This is a genomic window from Klebsiella sp. 141162, from assembly GCF_050600755.1.
GTDB lineage: Bacteria > Pseudomonadota > Gammaproteobacteria > Enterobacterales > Enterobacteriaceae > Klebsiella > Klebsiella aerogenes.
The window spans coordinates 1-16,471 of record NZ_JAQIRI010000004.1 but is presented as its reverse complement, the minus strand read 5'-3'; the positions used below and the strand labels follow the sequence as shown (position 1 = coordinate 16,471).

The following is a 16,471-nucleotide window of genomic DNA, read 5'->3' as shown; positions in this document are numbered from 1 at the left end:
TATACGTCCGGGCCATATGCCCGGACGTTTGGTTTATCCCACCAGTAAACTCACCGGCTTGCCTAACTTCATTAACATCATGACCAATGCATCAAGGGTAAACTTACTGGTTTTCTGGTTTACCACATCTGAAATACGCGGGCGTGAAATATTCAACTTCGCTGCGGCATCCGCTTGCTTCAATTGATTTTCATCTATCCACTCAGCAATTTCCTGCATGAGTTGCCGCTTCAGGAGCATCAGTTGTTCGACTTCTTGTTCCGCTTGCGTCCTTAACCGCTCCGCTTCACAGTCATCAAAGCCGAGTTCACTGAAAATATTCGTCTCTGCTGTCGTCACGTGACGGATGCCATCCACTGTCTTACGATTCATTTACGACTCCTGTGTTCCTGCGGTATAAGCTGCAAACGGCTTCTGACAATTTGTTTTTCATGTTCGGCGGTACGTCGAGTTTTTTTGTTAAAACAGTGCAGGACATAAACCTCTGCCTCAAAACGAGCCAGGTAAATCACCCGATAAGCGCCAGAATAATGGCGTAACCGTATTTCCTCCACGCCTCTCCCCAACTGAGGCATGCTTTCCAATCAGCAGCTTCTAACCCCGCCTGTAAACGGTAAAGCTAAAAACCGGCATCCCGGCGGACCTCCTCAGGAAATTGGCGCAAATCATCAAAGGAAGACCCCATCCAGACAATACGTCGTAAACTTTGCCCCTGATTCAACATACCACATCCTTGTATAAAATTTTATACACAAATCGCGCAAAAATAAGTTTGCGGATGACCACATAAACCATGCTGCTACGCTAATCCAGACAACATCATCGGTCACCCACTCAGCAAATATTCTGCGAGGCATTTTCCGGATTAGTTCTATTTTGCGCCGATTGCCGTACACTGGACTCTCTGGTCTGATTGAGGGCACCACCATGGCACTCCCCCGCATTACACAAAAAGAGATGACCGAGCGCGAACAGCGCGAATTGAAGACGCTGCTGGACCGCGCGCGTATCGCGCACGGCCGCCCGCTGAGCAATGCGGAAACGAACAGCGTGAAAAAGGAATATATCGATAAGCTGATGGCGCTGCGCGAAGCGGAAGCGAAGAAAGCCCGCCAGGTGAAAAAGCAGCAGGCTTACAAAGTAGACAAAGAAGCGACATTTTCGTGGTCGGCGAATACGCCGACCCGCGGCAGGCGTTAGCGGCCTTTCTTTTTACGTCCCGGCTGAGCGAAACGTTTACCGTTCGAAGCCGGGCGGCCTTTCTCGTTGGTTTTTTCCATCTTCACCACCGGGCGCTTGATGCCGGCGGTCGCCGCTTTGGCCTTCGGTTTAGCTTTTGGCTTCGCTTCGGAAGAGGAGTTTTCAATCAGCTTGAAAAGATCGATCAGCTCATCATCGGTTAAATCGCGCCACTCGCCCAGCGGAATGCCCGTCAGGCTAACGTTCATAATGCGTGTCCGCTCCAGCTTCATGACTTCATAGCCGAAATGCTCGCACATGCGGCGGATCTGGCGGTTTAACCCCTGAACCAGCGTGATGCGGAACACGAACGGCGCTTCTTTCTTGACCTTACATTTCTTGGTCACGGTACCGAGAATTGGCACTCCCGCGCCCATTCCACGAATAAACTCATCGGTAACCGGCTTATCGACGGTGACCAGATACTCTTTTTCATGATCGTTGCCGGCGCGCAGGATTTTGTTCACCAGATCGCCATGGTTGGTCAGGAAAATTAACCCCTGAGAGTCTTTATCGAGACGGCCAATCGGGAACACGCGTTTACTGTGGTTCACGAAGTCGACGATATTATCGCGCTCGCCATCTTCGGTAGTGCTGACGATACCCACCGGCTTATTCAGCGCAATCAACACCAAATCATCGGCTTCTCGCGGCTCAATCAGCTGACCGTTGACTTTCACCACATCGCCCGGCTTCACCTGATCGCCAATGGCGGCGCGCTTACCGTTGATAAAGACGTTGCCTTGTTCAATAAAGCGGTCCGCTTCGCGACGCGAGCAAATCCCGCTTTCGCTGATGTATTTATTTAATCGAGTAGATGAGTCGGTCAGCATAGTTTCTCCTTTGACAGCGAAATATACCTCACCTTACTGGCGATAAAAAACAGGGATGACGTTATTCATTACCCCATTGATTGAGGAAATTGGCGATATCGTCGATACGCTGTTCGGCAATGCCTGCTTCACGGGCCATCTCCTGCTGCGCTTCCTCGCTGATCTCCTCATTATTCATTAAGCGCGTAATCAGCAGTTGGAAGTAATGCGCCAGACAATCGCGCTCGGACTCTTTTACCGCTTCCGCGCACTCCGTCGAGTACTCATCCACGATGTCATAATATTTCAGCGGTATTTCATTGTTCATAGGTCGTCTCCGGGGTGGTTAGCATCTGCGCTTTCGGCCCCGATAATAACATTCAGCTTGCCTGCACCGTGAGCCATATCAGCGCCTCAAGGCCGGGCCAATGATAGAATCTGCGTCAAATGACATGCTTACACAGGATGAAAAGATGGAACTGCTGTTACTGAGTAACTCAACGCTACCGGGCAAAGCCTGGATGGAACATGCGCTGCCGCTGATTGCCGGCCAGGTCAAAGGCCGCCGCTCGGCGGTATTTATTCCCTTCGCCGGGGTGACGCAAAGCTGGGATGATTACACCGCCAAAGCCGCCGCAGTCATGGCGCCGATGGGCGTCAGCGTGACCGGTATTCACAGCGTCGCCGATCCTATCGCCGCCATTGAAAACACCGAGATGGTCATCGTCGGCGGCGGGAACACCTTCCAGCTTCTGAAAGAGTGTCGCAGCCGCGGGCTGCTGGCGCCGATTGTCGATGTCGTCAAACGCGGGGCGTTGTATATCGGCTGGAGCGCGGGTTCTAACCTCGCCTGCCCGACCATTCGTACCACCAACGATATGCCGATTGTCGATCCTCAGGGGTTTGACGCGTTAGGGCTGTTCCCGCTGCAGATTAACCCGCACTTCACTAACGCGCTGCCGACCGGGCATCAGGGTGAGACCCGTGAGCAACGTATTCGCGAATTGCTGGTCGTGGCGCCGGAATTAACGGTGATTGGCCTGCCGGAGGGGAACTGGATTCAGGTCAGCGACGGACACGCCACGCTCGGCGGCCCGAACCCGACGCTGTTGTTCAAAGCGGGAGAAGAAGCGGTAACCCTGGCCGCGGGCCACCGTTTCTAGACTAGTTTGACGAACATTACCCGGATAGCGGCGCGTTGCGCCTTATCCGGGCTATCCAGCGTAAATCCTGCTAATAATCATCCCGCTCGTCGTCTTCATCCGGCTGCTCCATCACGCTATAGGCAACAGCACAGAACAACGAGTTCAGACGCTTCATATCGCCCAACAGCGCCAGATGCAACGTACTGGTTTCGATACTCTGCACGTTTTGCTGATGCAGGCGGTCAACATGCGCATGCGAGTAACGGCGATTAAGAATACGAAAACGGTGCTTACTGCGGCGCAACCGACGGGCGCTCGGCACGTCGCCAGAAAAGAAGACCGACATTGCCAGCTGCAGGTTACTGAGCAGCAGCTCGTATAACGCATCCAGCTCTTTTAGCCCCTCGACGGAAAATGCGCGCCGCGCCGCCAGTGATTTATCGGCGATCTCGCTGCCCATTCGCTCGACGATGTCAGACGCCTGCTCCAGGTTGAGCGACATCTCGATAATTTCCGCCCAGCGGCGAGACTCCTCTTCCGCCAGCTCGTCCTTCGGCATCCGCGCCAGGTAGAGCTTGATAGCCGTATACAGCACGTTGATATCGTCCGCCATCCGCCGCAGCTCTTTCTCTTCGCGCGGCTCGCCGTGCATCACCTTGCGCAGGCTTTCCAGCATCTGCTCCATGGCGTCGCCGATACGCAAGGTCTCACGGGCGGCATTGGCCAACGCCAGCGCCGGCGTATCCAGCGCCGAGGGATCCAGATGCTTCGGCTTGAGATGGTTATCCAGCTCCGGCTCATCGCGGATCAGGCGCTTACACAGGTTCGCCATCGGCCCGGCGAACGGCACCATCGCCACGCAGCGGATCAGGTTGTAGAAGACGTGGAAGTAGATAACCAGCTCCGACTCTTCCAGCGGCAATTTGTGCATGACATCAGCCAGTACGTGCACAAATGGCAAAATTATCAAGCTCCCCACCAGCTTGAACAGCAGGCTGCCGAGCGCCACGCGCCGCGCCGCCGCATTGGCGCCGCTGTTGTTGAGCATCGCCAGCAGGCCTGAGCCGAGGTTAGCGCCGATGACCAGGCATAGCGCCACCGGGAAAGAGATCACCCCGGTGCCGGTTAACGTTGCGGTCAGCAGCACGGCCGCCAGGCTGGAGTAACTGATAATGGCGAACACGGCGCCAATCAGCGCATCCAGCATGATATCGCCGGTCAGCGAGGCGAAAATCACCTGTACACCGTTGGCCTGGGTAATCGGATGCACCGCCTGGACGATGAGCTCCAGCGCCAGCAGGATAAGTCCAAGGCCGATACCGACCCGCCCAAGCTGACCCGCGCGGGTCTGTTTACGGCCGAGGAAGAAAATAACGCCGATAAATATCAGCAGCGGCGATAGCCAGGAGAGGTCGAAGGTCAGTACCCTCGCCATCAGCGCCGTCCCCACATCCGCACCCAGCACCATAACCAGCGCTGGCGCCAGCGCGACCAGATCCTGGGCTACAAACGACGTCACCAGCATGGTGGTGGCATTGCTGCTCTGCACCAGCGCGGTGACGCCAATCCCCGCGCAGAAGGCGAGCGGTTTTTTCTCCACGCTGCTGCTGAGCACGGTACGCAGGCGCGCGCCAAAGACTCGCATCACGCCGGTGCGCACAATATGGGTACCCCACACCAGTAGGGCTACGGCGGAAAGTAGGTGTAACAGCGTTAACACAGAATCAGCTTCTCCTTATCGTTATAAGTGTTCCTGAGGTTTAAACCTCCCTTCAGTATAAGGGGTTAACTTCAATAAAGAGACAAGGCGCTCAAAGAGCGCCCTGTTTGTTGTAACGAAACATATTTCGTTAGTCAGCATCATAGCCGAGGTTAGGGGCGAGCCAACGCTCAACTTCGGCCGCCGTCATCCCCTTACGCAGGGCGTAATCTTCCACCTGGTCGCGCTGGATCTGCGCCACGGCGAAGTACTTACTGTCCGGATGACTGAAGTACCAGCCGGAAACCGATGCGCCAGGCCACATGGCGAAGGACTCGGTGAGCTTCATACCGGTATGCGCTTCCACATCCAACAGTTCCCAGATGGTCGCTTTCTCGGTGTGTTCCGGGCAGGCCGGATAACCGGGCGCCGGGCGGATCCCCTGGTAATTTTCGCGGATCAGCTCTTCATTGCTGAGGTTCTCATTGGCCGCATAGCCCCAGTAAACCTTACGCACTTTCTCATGCAGATACTCGGCGAAGGCTTCCGCCAGACGGTCGGCGATGGCCTTAACCATGATCTTGTTATAGTCGTCGTGCTGCGCTTCATAGGCTTCCGCCAGCGCGTCTTCTTCCAGCCCGCCGGTTACCGCGAAAGCCCCGATGTAGTCCGCTTTACCGCTCAGCTTCGGCGCGACAAAATCGGCGAGGCAGTAGTTCGCGAAGCCAACCTTTTCGGTTTGCTGGCGCAGGTGATGGCTGACCGTTAGCACGTGGGTACGGGTTTCATCACGATAGATTTCCACATCGTCGCCAACGCGGTTAGCCGGGAACAGCCCGACCACGCCGCGCGGGTTCAGCGTTTTTTCGGCGCTGAGTTTATCCAACAAATCGTTGGCGTCTTTAAACAGGCGCTGTGCCTCTTCACCCACCACTTCATCTTCCAGGATACGCGGATATTTGCCCGCCAGCGACCAGGTCATAAAGAACGGCGTCCAGTCGATGTAGTTACGCAGCGTTTCGATGCTGGCTTCCACCTCCTGCACGCCCAGACGATGGGCCACCGGAGGAGTGTAGCTCTCCCAGTCAAACGCCAGATCGTTTTCCCGCGCCGCCTGCAGAGTCACCGGCGGCGTGCGCGGCTTTTTACGCCCGTGCTGGATTCGCACGGTTTCATACTCTTTACGGGTACGGGCGACAAAATCATCGCGCTGGGTTGCCGACAGCAGGGCTGAAACCACTCCTACGGTACGCGAGGCGTTCTGCACGTAAACCGTCGGGCCACTGTAGTTCTGCTCGATTTTCACCGCGGTATGGGCTTTCGAGGTCGTCGCTCCGCCAATTAGCAGCGGGATAGTGAAGCCCTGACGCTCCATCTCTTTAGCCACGTTGACCATTTCGTCCAGCGACGGCGTGATAAGCCCTGAGAGGCCAATCAGATCGGCGTTTTCTTCGCGCGCGGTACGCAGGATTTTCTCTGCCGGCACCATCACGCCGAGATCGATAATTTCGTAGTTGTTGCACTGCAGCACTACACCGACGATGTTTTTACCAATATCGTGCACATCGCCTTTCACGGTGGCGATCACCATCTTACCGTTGCTGGAGCCCTGTTCTTTGCTGGCTTCGATGTAAGGTTCGAGGTAGGCCACCGCCTGTTTCATCACCCGTGCGGATTTTACCACCTGCGGCAGGAACATTTTGCCTTCACCGAACAGGTCGCCGACGACGTTCATGCCATCCATCAGCGGCCCTTCAATCACCTCAATCGGCCGTTCGGCCTGCTGGCGCGCCTCTTCCGTATCTTGCTCGATAAATTCGGTAATCCCTTTGACCAGCGAGTATTCAAGACGCTTTTTCACCTCCCAGCTGCGCCATTCCGCCTGCTGAGCGTTCGCGCTATCGTCCGCTTTGCTGCCGCGATATTTTTCCGCCAGCTCAAGCAATCTTTCGGTACTGTCATCGCGGCGGTTAAGGATCACATCTTCAACCGCGTCGCGCAGCTCGCCAGGCAGATCGTCGTATATCGCCAGCTGGCCGGCATTGACGATGCCCATATCCATACCGTTGCGGATTGCGTAGTAGAGGAAGACGGCGTGGATCGCTTCACGTACCGGATCGTTACCGCGGAACGAGAACGACACGTTGGAGACGCCGCCGGAAATCAGCGCATGCGGCAGCTCGCGTTTGATGTCTTCACAGGCGCCGATAAAGTCCTGAGCGTAGTTATTGTGCTCTTCAATACCGGTGGCGACGGCAAAAATGTTGGGGTCGAAGATGATATCTTCCGGCGGGAAGCCGACCTCTTCGGTGAGGATTTTGTAGGCGCGACGGCAAATTTCGATTTTGCGCTCACGGGTATCGGCCTGGCCCACTTCATCAAAGGCCATGACGACCATTGCCGCGCCGTAGCGGCGAACCAGCTTAGCGTGATGAATAAAGGGTTCGACGCCCTCTTTCATCGAGATCGAGTTAACGATGCCCTTGCCCTGAATGCACTTGAGCCCTTTTTCGATGACTTCCCACTTGGAGGAGTCGATCATAATCGGCACGCGGGCAATATCCGGTTCACCCGCTATCAGGTTGAGGAAACGCACCATCGCCGCTTCGGCATCGAGCATCCCCTCATCCATGTTGATATCGATAATCTGCGCGCCGCTTTCTACCTGCTGGCGCGCCACGTCCAGCGCTTCACTGTATTTCTCTTCTTTGATTAAGCGCTTAAATTTAGCGGAGCCGGTAACGTTGGTACGCTCGCCCACGTTGACGAACAGGCTATCGTCGCCGATGTTCAGCGGCTCCAGGCCAGACAGACGGCAGGCGACCGGCAGTTCCGGCAGCTGGCGAGGCGGCAAGCCCTCTACCGCCCGGCTCATGGCGGCGATATGCTCGGGGGTGGTGCCGCAGCAGCCGCCGACGATATTAAGGAAACCGGCCTGCGCCCATTCGCGAATTTGCGCCGCCATGGTATCGGCATCCAGATCGTATTCGCCGAAGGCGTTCGGCAGGCCGGCGTTCGGGTGCGCGGTAACGTAACACTCGGCGATCCGCGAAAGCTCCTGCACGTACTGGCGCAGCTCATCCGGCCCCAGCGCGCAGTTTAAGCCGAAGGTCAGGGCATCGGCGTGGCGCAGCGAATTATAGAACGCTTCGGTCGTCTGCCCGGACAGTGTACGTCCGGAGGCATCGGTGATAGTGCCGGAAATCATAATCGGCAGCTCGACGCCGAGCGCCTCAAATTCTTCTTTTACCGCGAAAATCGCCGCTTTGGCGTTCAGGGTGTCAAAGACCGTTTCAATCAGAATCAGGTCCGAGCCGCCTTCCACCAGCGCTTTGGTGGATTCACGATAGGCGGCCACCAGCTGATCGAACGTGATATTCCGAAAGGCCGGATCGTTGACGTCCGGAGAAATAGAAGCGGTGCGGTTGGTCGGACCAAGCACCCCCGCCACATAGCGCGGTTTTTCCGGCGTACGCGCGGTCCACGCGTCGGCGCTGGCGCGGGCCAGCTTTGCGGCGGCAAAGTTGATTTCCGCCGACAGGGATTCCATCTGGTAATCCGCCATCGCGATGGTTGTCGAGTTGAAGGTGTTGGTCTCGATAATGTCCGCGCCGGCGGCGAAATAGGCGTCGTGGATCTCGCGGATGACCTCAGGCTTGCTGAGGACCAGCAGGTCGTTATTGCCTTTCAGGTCGCACGGCCAATCGGCAAAGCGTTCGCCGCGGAAATCCTGCTCACTCAGACGATAGCCCTGGATCATGGTGCCCATGCCCCCGTCCAGAACCAGAATGCGTTCTTTTAACTGCTGATGTAATTGTTCTACTTTGTTACTCACACAGACTCCCGACAGCGCTCAACTCAGACCAAAAAGCCAACAAACCATACTGGCATAAACCACCCTGCTGGAAAAGGAAACCTGCAGCAACATGAGACAAGTTCAACTTCACTCCTCCGATCAGTCTGGTTGTGATTGCATTATCGCCAAATAAAACGAAAATCATTTCCACGATACAGAAAAAAGGAGTTCATCATGGCTACCCCGGTTCCCGCCAAACGCGGCAGAAAACCCGCTGCTGCCGCCCCTGCCGCGCAGGCTGGCGGGCAAGTTCAGTCGCTTACCCGCGGTCTGAAACTGCTTGAATGGATTTCTGAATCGCATAGCAGCGTCGCGCTCACCGAACTGGCGCAGCAGGCGGGGCTACCTAACTCCACGACCCATCGTCTGCTCACCACCATGCAGCAGCTCGGTTTTGTGCGCCAGGTCGGCGAGCTGGGGCACTGGGCGATCGGCGCGCATGCGTTTGTCGTCGGCAGCAGCTTCCTGCAAAGCCGCAATCTGCTGGCCATTGTCCATCCTATCCTGCGCCAGCTGATGGAAGATTCCGGCGAAACGGTCAACCTGGCGGTGCTGGATAAAAGCGATCATCAGGCGATTATTATCGACCAGGTGCAATGTACGCAGCTGATGCGCATGTCGGCGCCGATTGGCGGCAAATTGCCGATGCACGCGTCAGGCGCCGGAAAAGCGTTTCTGGCGCAGTTGAGTGAAGAAGAAGTCACCACGCTGCTACATCGGAAAGGGCTGCATGCTTACACTCACGCCACCCTGGTTTCTCCGGTACATTTGAAAGAGGATTTGGCCCAGACGCGTAAACGCGGCTATTCATTTGATGATGAAGAACATGCGCTGGGGCTGCGCTGTATCGCCTCCTGTATTTACGACGAACACCGCGAGCCGTTCGCCGCTATCTCCATCTCCGGGCCAATTTCACGCATGACCGACGATCGGGTGACCGAGCTTGGCGCATTGGTTATTAAGGCTGCAAAAGAAGTCACGCTGGCGTACGGCGGGGTTAAATAATAAAAATGCCCCAAAGGGGCATTTTGAGTAAGCCTGATAAGCGTAGCGCCATCAGGCAGATCGGCGCACCTTGCCGGATGGCGGCGTAAACGCCTTATCCGCCCTACTGTCGGCGCCATAGCGCACGCTAAAACGCTGCTTACGCCGGTAAGCGTACACATCTTCCACGTGCCCGTTTTTAATGCGCGTCTGCAGTTCACGCCAGTAATCGGCACGCAGTAAATCGGCGTGCATCTCCTCCAGTAGCGGTCCGATCCGCGGATCGGCGCACAGCCAGTGGCGGAACTCTTCCGGGAAGACATCGCCCGGGGACACGCTATACCAGGGTTCACTGGCCAACTCATCTTCCGGATAGCGCGGCGGCGGAATATCGCGGAAATTCACCTCGGTCATGTAGCAAATTTCATCATAATCGTAGAATACCACCCGCCCGTGGCGCGTGACGCCGAAGTTTTTAAACAGCATGTCGCCGGGGAAGATATTGGCGGCCGCCAGTTGGCGAATAGCATTCCCGTACTCTTCTACCGCGTCGCGTAGCGCCTGGCCTTCCACCTGCTCCAGCCAGATATTAAGCGGCACCATCCTTCGTTCAATATAAAGATGGCTGATGGCAATGCGATCGCCGAGGTCGGTCAACTTATTCCCCGCTTCCGCCTGCAACAGCGCCATCAGCTCGGGCGCGATTTGCCGCTTATCGAGCACGAAGTTTTCAAACTCCTGGGTATCCGCCATCCGCCCGACGCGGTCGTGTTCTTTGACCAGCTGATAGCAGGCGCGGACGTGGGCGGCGGTCATCTCTTTTTGCGGCGCAAAGCGGTCTTTAATCACCTTAAATACCCGGTCGAATCCCGGCAGGGTAAATACCAACATCACCATCCCACGGATGCCCGGCGCTTCGATAAACTGCTCATCGCTGCGGGTAACATAGTGCAGGTACTCGCGATAACTTTCCGTTTTAGCATGCTTCTGACAGCCAATCGCCATATACAGCTCGGCGGTAGTTTTTCCCGGCAGAATCTCGCGCAGCCATTCAACCAGCGCCGCGGGCAGCGGCGCGTAGACCATGAAATAGGAGCGGGCGAAACCAAAGACGATACTCGCCTCGGCGTGGGTCGTCAGGCAGGTATCAACAAATAGCTCTCCGTCATCGCTACGATGTATCGGCAGCAGGAACGGCAGCGTCGCCATCGGTGTAACCAGTTTACCTACCAGCCAGGCGGCTTTATTACGATAAAACAGCTCATTCGCCACCTGCAGATGCGACTGCGACAACAGTTCTCCACCGAGAGCTTCACGTAAATGGCTGACGATATAACCGATATCACGCCCTTTGTTTTGCCACGGCAGGCGCAGCGGCAAATCGGCAAGCAGGTTATGCATCAGGTATTCCCAGCCGCGTTCGGGATAAAAATCCTTCGCCAGCGGTCGCGAAATCGTGCGAAAACGACGTTCCGGCTGGGAGCTAAAAATAAAGAGCCGCTCGGGGGTCAGCGAGCGGTGGTCAAACAGTCTGCAGTAGACCGAGTTGAAAAAGCTCTCCGCAATTTCAAAGCGAGGGTAATCCGGCAAAAGTTGGGTGTACTGCTGTTTCACCCGCAGAAGAAAATCGACGTCGGTACTTTTCCCTTCGGTAATACAGCGCAGCTGTTCTACCACCAGACCCACGTGGTGATCGTAGAGGTGGATACGCTGCTTCATCGCCTGCTGCACGGCGTGCCAGTCCGCTTGTTCGAAGCGCTGCTGTGCGCCGGAAGTGACTTCCAGAAAACGCCCGTACTGGGCGTCGAATCCCTGTAAAATGGTTTGGGCAATCAGTAGTTCCAGGCCACGCGTCATCGCTTTCCCCCATCCGGCACAACATCATGCCGGATGGCGCGTTAGCTTATCCGGCCTACACCTTTGTAGGCCCGGTAAGCGCAGCGCCACCGGGCATTGCTTAAAACTGCGATTCTTCGGTCGAGCCGGTCAGCGCCGTTACCGACGAGGTCCCCCCCTGGATAATGGTGGTCACTTTGTCGAAGTACCCGGTGCCCACCTCCTGCTGATGCGAGACGAAGGTGTAGCCTTCCGGCCCGGCGGCAAACTCCGGCTGCTGTACCTTTTCGACGTAGTGACGCATGCCTTCGCCCTGCGCGTAGGCGTGAGCCAGGTCGAACATGTTGAACCACATGCTGTGGATACCCGCCAGGGTAATGAACTGGAATTTATAGCCCATATCCGACAGCTGCTGCTGGAAGCTGGCGATGGTTTTATCGTCGAGATTTTTCTTCCAGTTAAAGGATGGCGAGCAGTTATAGGCCAGCAGCTTGCCCGGGAAGCGGGCGTGGATCGCCTCGGCGAAACGGCGTGCCTGTTCAATGTCCGGTTTAGAGGTTTCACACCATACCAGATCGGCATAAGGCGCGTAGGCAAGGCCGCGGCTGATTGCCTGTTCGATTCCGGCATGGGTGCGATAGAAACCTTCGCTGGTGCGATCGCCGGAGATAAACTCGCGATCGTATGGATCGCAATCCGAGGTAATCAGGTCAGCGGCATCGGCGTCGGTACGAGCGATAAGCAGCGTCGGTACCCCCATCACATCCGCCGCCAGGCGCGCGGCGACCAGCTTCTGAATCGCCTCTTGCGTCGGCACCAGCACCTTGCCGCCCATATGTCCGCACTTCTTCACCGACGCCAGCTGGTCTTCGAAATGCACGGCCGCTGCACCGGCCGCAATCATCGATTTCATCAGCTCAAAGGCGTTCAGCACGCCGCCAAAACCGGCTTCCGCATCGGCGACGATCGGCAGGAAATAGTCGATAAAACGCGGATCGTTCGGCTCAATCCCCGCCGCCCACTGGATCTGATCGGCGCGACGGAAGGTGTTGTTGATCCGATCAACTACCGATGGCACCGAGTTAGCCGGGTATAACGATTGATCCGGGTACATACTGGAGGCCAGGTTGGCGTCGGCGGCGACCTGCCAGCCAGACAAGTAGATGGCTTCAATGCCCGCCTTCGCCTGCTGCAGCGCCTGGCCGCCGGTTAACGCGCCAAGGCTGTTGATATAACCCTTTTTCGCTTCACCATGCAGCAGACGCCACATTTTCGCCGCGCCAAGCTGCGCCAGCGTGCATTCCGGGTTCACCGAGCCGCGTAACTTCACCACCTCTTCCGCGCTGTATGGGCGGGTAATGCCTTCCCAGCGCGGGTTCGTCCACTCTTTGTTTAATTCTTCGATTTGTTGGGTACGGGTTTTCATGTGCAGATGCTCCATATAGTGATGGGGTGAATTACGCCAGCAGGCGGTAACCTGGCAGAGTCAGGAAGTCGATCAGTTCGTCGGAAGTGGTGATTTGCTCCATCAGTCGCGCCGCATCGTCAAAGCGACCGTGGCTGAAGCGGTGTTCTCCCAACTCTTCCTGAATCACCATCAGCTCTTCAGCCAGCCACTGGCGGAACAGCGCCTTGGTAACCGGTGTGCCGTCGTTCAGGGTTTTCTGGTGATGGATCCACTGCCAGATAGAGGTACGCGAAATCTCAGCCGTCGCCGCATCTTCCATCAGGCCGTAAATCGGTACGCAGCCGTTGCCGGAGATCCAGGCCTCGATGTACTGCACCGCCACGCGGATATTAGCGCGCATGCCGGCTTCGGTGCGCTCGCCCTCGCAGGGAGCCAGCAGCTGCTCGGCGGTAATCGGCGCGTCGTCATTGCGGGTAACAAACAGCTGGTTAGGATGTTCGCCCAGTACGCGGTTAAAGACGCCCATCGCCGTATCCGCCAGTCCCGGATGCGCAATCCAGGTGCCATCGTGGCCATTGTTGGCCTCCAGCTCTTTATCGGCGGTGACTTTATTCAGCACCTGACGATTGCGCTCGGCGTCTTTGCTCGGGATAAAGGCCGCCATACCGCCCATCGCGAAGGCGCCGCGTTTATGGCAGGTCTTAATCAGCAGGCGTGAATAGGCGCTGAGGAAGGGCTTATCCATCGTCACCACCTGGCGATCCGGCAGGACGCGGTCTGGGTGGTTTTTCAGCGTCTTGATATAGCTGAAGATATAGTCCCAGCGCCCGCAGTTCAGGCCAACAATGTGGTCGCGCAGCGCATGCAGGATTTCATCCATCTGGAACACCGCTGGCAGCGTTTCAATCAGCAGCGTGGCCTTAATGGTGCCGCGCGGCAGTTCAAAGCGATCCTCGGTAAAGCTGAAGACTTTGCTCCACCATGCCGCTTCCTGCCAGGCCTGGGTCTTCGGCAGATAGAAATAGGGGCCGCTCCCTTTCGCTAGCAGCGCCTGGTAGTTGTGGAAGAAATAGAGCGCAAAATCGAACAGACTGCCGGGTATCGCCTCACCCTGCCAGGTGACGTGCTTTTCCGGCAGATGCAGGCCGCGAACGCGGCAGACCAGTACCGCCGGGTCGGGCTGTAGCTGATAAATTTTCCCTGCTTCGTTGGTGTAGCTGATGGTGCCGTTGACCGCATCGCGCAGGTTGATTTGGCCATCAATCACTTTGTGCCAATCCGGCGCCAGCGAGTCTTCGAAATCGGCCATAAAGACTTTGACGTTAGCATTCAGGGCATTAATCACCATCTTGCGTTCAACAGGACCGGTGATTTCAACGCGGCGATCCTGTAAATCGGTCGGAATACCGCGTATTTTCCAGTCGCCATTACGAATGGAAGCTGTTTCCGAAATAAAATCAGGAAGCTTGCCGCCATCAATGGCCTGCTGTTGCTGGACGCGTGCTGCCAACAGTTGATTACGCTCAGGCGTAAAACGGCTCACTAGTTCCGTCAGGAACTCCACCGCTTCCGCAGTCAGAATTTGCTTCTCCTGCTCGCCATAAGGCTGGCTGAATGCCAGTTCATCGGTCATTGTCGCCTGTTGCGTCATTGTGCAGCTCCTCTTGGTTGATCCTGATAGCGCGAGCGAAAGATCGTTGTTTGCTTTTCGCTCAGCACAATTAAGACTACTCAAGAATTTTTCAAAATCAAAAACAATTTCCATTTTTAATTTAATATTGCATCAACATACTGATAACAAAAGAATTAAAGTTAAAATAGAAGGGGAAGTTGTTTTCGGAAATAAAAAAGGCACCCGAAGGTGCCTGAGGCGAGATGCTGAAACGCTTTAGGATCGTACGCGCTGGTAGATTAATCCAGCGTTGGATTCATATGACGCAGATCGTATGGTGTGATTTGGTAGACGTAATAGTTAAGCCAGTTAGCAAACAGGAGATTGCCATGGCTGCGCCAGGTCGCCCGCGGTTTATTGTTTGGATCATTATTCGGGAAGTAGTTGTCCGGAAGCTGTGGCGCTAAACCTGCCTCCAGATCGCGGAAGTATTCACTTGCCAGGGTATGCGGATCGTATTCAGGATGACCGGTAACAAAAGCGATGCGCTTATCTTTGCTGGCGAACAGATAGGCATCGCCATCTTCGGTTTCGGCGAGAATATCGAGGTCGGTGTAGTCCCGAATCAGCCCGGCCGGGAAGTCGGCATAGCGCGAATGAGGCGCAAGGAAGGTGTCATCAAACCCGCGAGTCAGCAGCGCATGCGGGTGCAAAATATGGTGTTCATAAACGCCAGAGATCTTTTCGGTACGAGTTTGCTTGGGGATGCCATACAGAATATTTAACGCGGCCTGTACCGCCCAACAGACAAATAACGTTGACGTGACGTGATCCTTTGCCCACTCCAGTACCTGTTTAATCTGCGGCCAGTAGGCAACATCGTTAAACTCGACCAGCCCTAACGGCGCGCCGGTAACAATCAAACCATCGAAATTCTGTTCGCGAATATCGTCGAAGTTGCAGTAAAAGTTATTCAGGTGCTCCGTCGGCGTATTACGTGATTCACGCGCATCGATGCGTAGCAGCTGGATATCAACCTGCAACGGCGAGTTCGACAGCAACCGCAGAAACTGATTCTCCGTCTCGATCTTCTTTGGCATCAGATTGAGAATTAACACCTTCAGCGGGCGGATTTCCTGAGTTGTAGCACGCGATGTGGTCATCACGAAGACGTTTTCATCGCGCAAGAAATTGACGGCCGGTAGCTCGTCCTGCACCCGAATTGGCATAGCTGTATCACCTCATTACATACGTATAAACGTTTAGACATCCAGATAGCTGACAATAACCAGGAATAAGCAAAATGTCGAGTCTGCAAGCGTAAGGTGAGAAAGTTTCAAGGAGGATTTAAGAGGTGGGATTTCCCCGCAGGCGGTGTAGCCCGGGGAAGGAGCCGTAGCCCCGGTAAGCGCAGCGCCACCGGGGGAGATGGCGGCGCGTCTGGCCGCAAAACACAAAAACAAAAGGCCCGGTCTTCCGACTGAGCCTTTCGTTTACGTTGCTATGGCAGCGGCTTTCCCCGGAGGCGGTGCTGCGCACCTTTTCCGGGCTACAGGGTCTGTAGCCCCGGTAAGAGCAGCGCCACCGGGGGAGACGGCGGCGCGTCTGGCCGCAAAACACCAAAACAAAAGGCCCGGTCTTCCGACTGAGCCTTTCGTTTACGTTGCTATGGCAGCAGCTTTCCCCGGAGGCGGTGCTGCGCACCTTTTCCGGGCTACAGGACTGTAGCCCCGGTAAGCGCAGCGCCACCGGGGGAGACGGCGGCGCGTCTGGCCGCAAAACACAAAAACAAAAGGCCCAGTCTTCCGACTGAGCCTTTCGTTTTATTTGATGCCTGGCAGTTCCCTACTCTCACATGGGGAGACCCCACACTACCATCG

At 56.0% G+C, this 16,471-nt stretch carries 12 protein-coding genes and 1 pseudogene; 3 read left to right on the top strand and 10 right to left on the bottom strand.

The features are described 5' to 3' along the window. Positions 1-33: 33 nt before the first annotated feature. Both PGR23_RS13735 and PGR23_RS13730 read right to left on the bottom strand, forming a co-directional pair. Positions 34-372, bottom strand: a complete 339-nt coding sequence (locus PGR23_RS13735) for a helix-turn-helix domain-containing protein (RefSeq protein WP_045396820.1) — start codon at positions 370-372, stop codon at positions 34-36. Beyond that, a pseudogene (locus PGR23_RS13730) lies at positions 369-724 on the bottom strand (type II toxin-antitoxin system RelE/ParE family toxin). The gene PGR23_RS13735 and the pseudogene PGR23_RS13730 overlap by 4 nt, the downstream one beginning before the upstream one ends. 203 nt (positions 725-927) lie before the next feature. Between PGR23_RS13730 and PGR23_RS13725 the strand changes: the two are divergent. Further along, positions 928-1,200: a DUF3811 domain-containing protein gene (locus PGR23_RS13725; RefSeq protein ID WP_045396828.1), complete on the top strand. Its 273-nt coding sequence runs from the start codon at positions 928-930 to the stop codon at positions 1,198-1,200. On the opposite strand, the gene rluF is transcribed toward PGR23_RS13725, so the two are convergent. Further along, complete coding sequence (gene rluF, locus PGR23_RS13720) at positions 1,197-2,072, bottom strand: 23S rRNA pseudouridine(2604) synthase RluF (protein WP_045396831.1); 876 nt, start codon at positions 2,070-2,072, stop codon at positions 1,197-1,199. The two genes, PGR23_RS13725 and rluF, sit on opposite strands and share 4 nt — an antisense overlap. A gap of 61 nt (positions 2,073-2,133) precedes the next feature. Continuing rightward, entirely contained in the window at positions 2,134-2,379 is a 246-nt protein-coding gene (locus PGR23_RS13715) for a YmjA family protein (RefSeq protein ID WP_020079884.1), read from the bottom strand. Between the two features lie 145 nt (positions 2,380-2,524). Between PGR23_RS13715 and pepE the strand changes: the two genes are divergently transcribed. Next, positions 2,525-3,214 (top strand): dipeptidase PepE, encoded by a 690-nt coding sequence (gene pepE, locus PGR23_RS13710; RefSeq protein WP_015368795.1) that lies wholly within the window; start codon positions 2,525-2,527, stop codon positions 3,212-3,214. Between the two features lie 70 nt (positions 3,215-3,284). Here pepE and PGR23_RS13705 read toward each other — a convergent pair whose 3' ends face one another. Together PGR23_RS13705 and metH are read right to left on the bottom strand one after the other, a co-directional pair. Beyond that, on the bottom strand, positions 3,285-4,916 hold the full coding sequence (locus PGR23_RS13705; protein WP_015368796.1) for a Na/Pi cotransporter family protein: 1,632 nt from the start codon (positions 4,914-4,916) through the stop codon (positions 3,285-3,287). Between the two features lie 130 nt (positions 4,917-5,046). Continuing rightward, on the bottom strand, positions 5,047-8,730 hold the full coding sequence (metH, locus tag PGR23_RS13700; protein WP_154105134.1) for a methionine synthase: 3,684 nt from the start codon (positions 8,728-8,730) through the stop codon (positions 5,047-5,049). A gap of 195 nt (positions 8,731-8,925) precedes the next feature. Here metH and iclR point away from each other — a divergent pair, with 195 nt between their 5' ends. Continuing rightward, entirely contained in the window at positions 8,926-9,756 is an 831-nt protein-coding gene (iclR, locus tag PGR23_RS13695) for a glyoxylate bypass operon transcriptional repressor IclR (RefSeq protein ID WP_045396840.1), read from the top strand. A gap of 51 nt (positions 9,757-9,807) precedes the next feature. Here iclR and aceK read toward each other — a convergent pair whose 3' ends face one another. The 4 genes from aceK to metA form a co-directional block, all read right to left on the bottom strand. Next, on the bottom strand, positions 9,808-11,592 hold the full coding sequence (gene aceK, locus PGR23_RS13690) for a bifunctional isocitrate dehydrogenase kinase/phosphatase (protein WP_047045825.1): 1,785 nt from the start codon (positions 11,590-11,592) through the stop codon (positions 9,808-9,810). 100 nt (positions 11,593-11,692) lie between these two features. Next, positions 11,693-12,997, bottom strand: a complete 1,305-nt coding sequence (gene aceA / locus PGR23_RS13685; protein ID WP_015368800.1) for an isocitrate lyase — start codon at positions 12,995-12,997, stop codon at positions 11,693-11,695. A gap of 31 nt (positions 12,998-13,028) precedes the next feature. After that, the gene (gene aceB, locus PGR23_RS13680; RefSeq protein WP_045396846.1) at positions 13,029-14,630 is read right to left on the bottom strand and encodes a malate synthase A; all 1,602 of its coding nucleotides are present in this window, start codon (positions 14,628-14,630) and stop codon (positions 13,029-13,031) included. A 260-nt stretch (positions 14,631-14,890) separates the two neighbouring features. Further along, positions 14,891-15,820, bottom strand: coding sequence for a homoserine O-acetyltransferase MetA (gene metA / locus PGR23_RS13675; RefSeq protein ID WP_045396850.1), 930 nt, complete (start codon positions 15,818-15,820; stop codon positions 14,891-14,893). Positions 15,821-16,471: the final 651 nt, after the last annotated feature.

Coding starts and splice junctions, on each gene's coding strand:
- PGR23_RS13735 (WP_045396820.1), bottom strand. CDS start 372: ATGAATCGTAAGACAGTGGATGGCATCCGTCACGTGACGACAGCAGAG.
- aceB (WP_045396846.1), bottom strand. CDS start 14,630: ATGACGCAACAGGCGACAATGACCGATGAACTGGCATTCAGCCAGCCT.
- PGR23_RS13725 (WP_045396828.1), top strand. CDS start 928: ATGGCACTCCCCCGCATTACACAAAAAGAGATGACCGAGCGCGAACAG.
- aceK (WP_047045825.1), bottom strand. CDS start 11,592: ATGACGCGTGGCCTGGAACTACTGATTGCCCAAACCATTTTACAGGGA.
- rluF (WP_045396831.1), bottom strand. CDS start 2,072: ATGCTGACCGACTCATCTACTCGATTAAATAAATACATCAGCGAAAGC.
- PGR23_RS13715 (WP_020079884.1), bottom strand. CDS start 2,379: ATGAACAATGAAATACCGCTGAAATATTATGACATCGTGGATGAGTAC.
- iclR (WP_045396840.1), top strand. CDS start 8,926: ATGGCTACCCCGGTTCCCGCCAAACGCGGCAGAAAACCCGCTGCTGCC.
- pepE (WP_015368795.1), top strand. CDS start 2,525: ATGGAACTGCTGTTACTGAGTAACTCAACGCTACCGGGCAAAGCCTGG.
- metA (WP_045396850.1), bottom strand. CDS start 15,820: ATGCCAATTCGGGTGCAGGACGAGCTACCGGCCGTCAATTTCTTGCGC.
- aceA (WP_015368800.1), bottom strand. CDS start 12,997: ATGAAAACCCGTACCCAACAAATCGAAGAATTAAACAAAGAGTGGACG.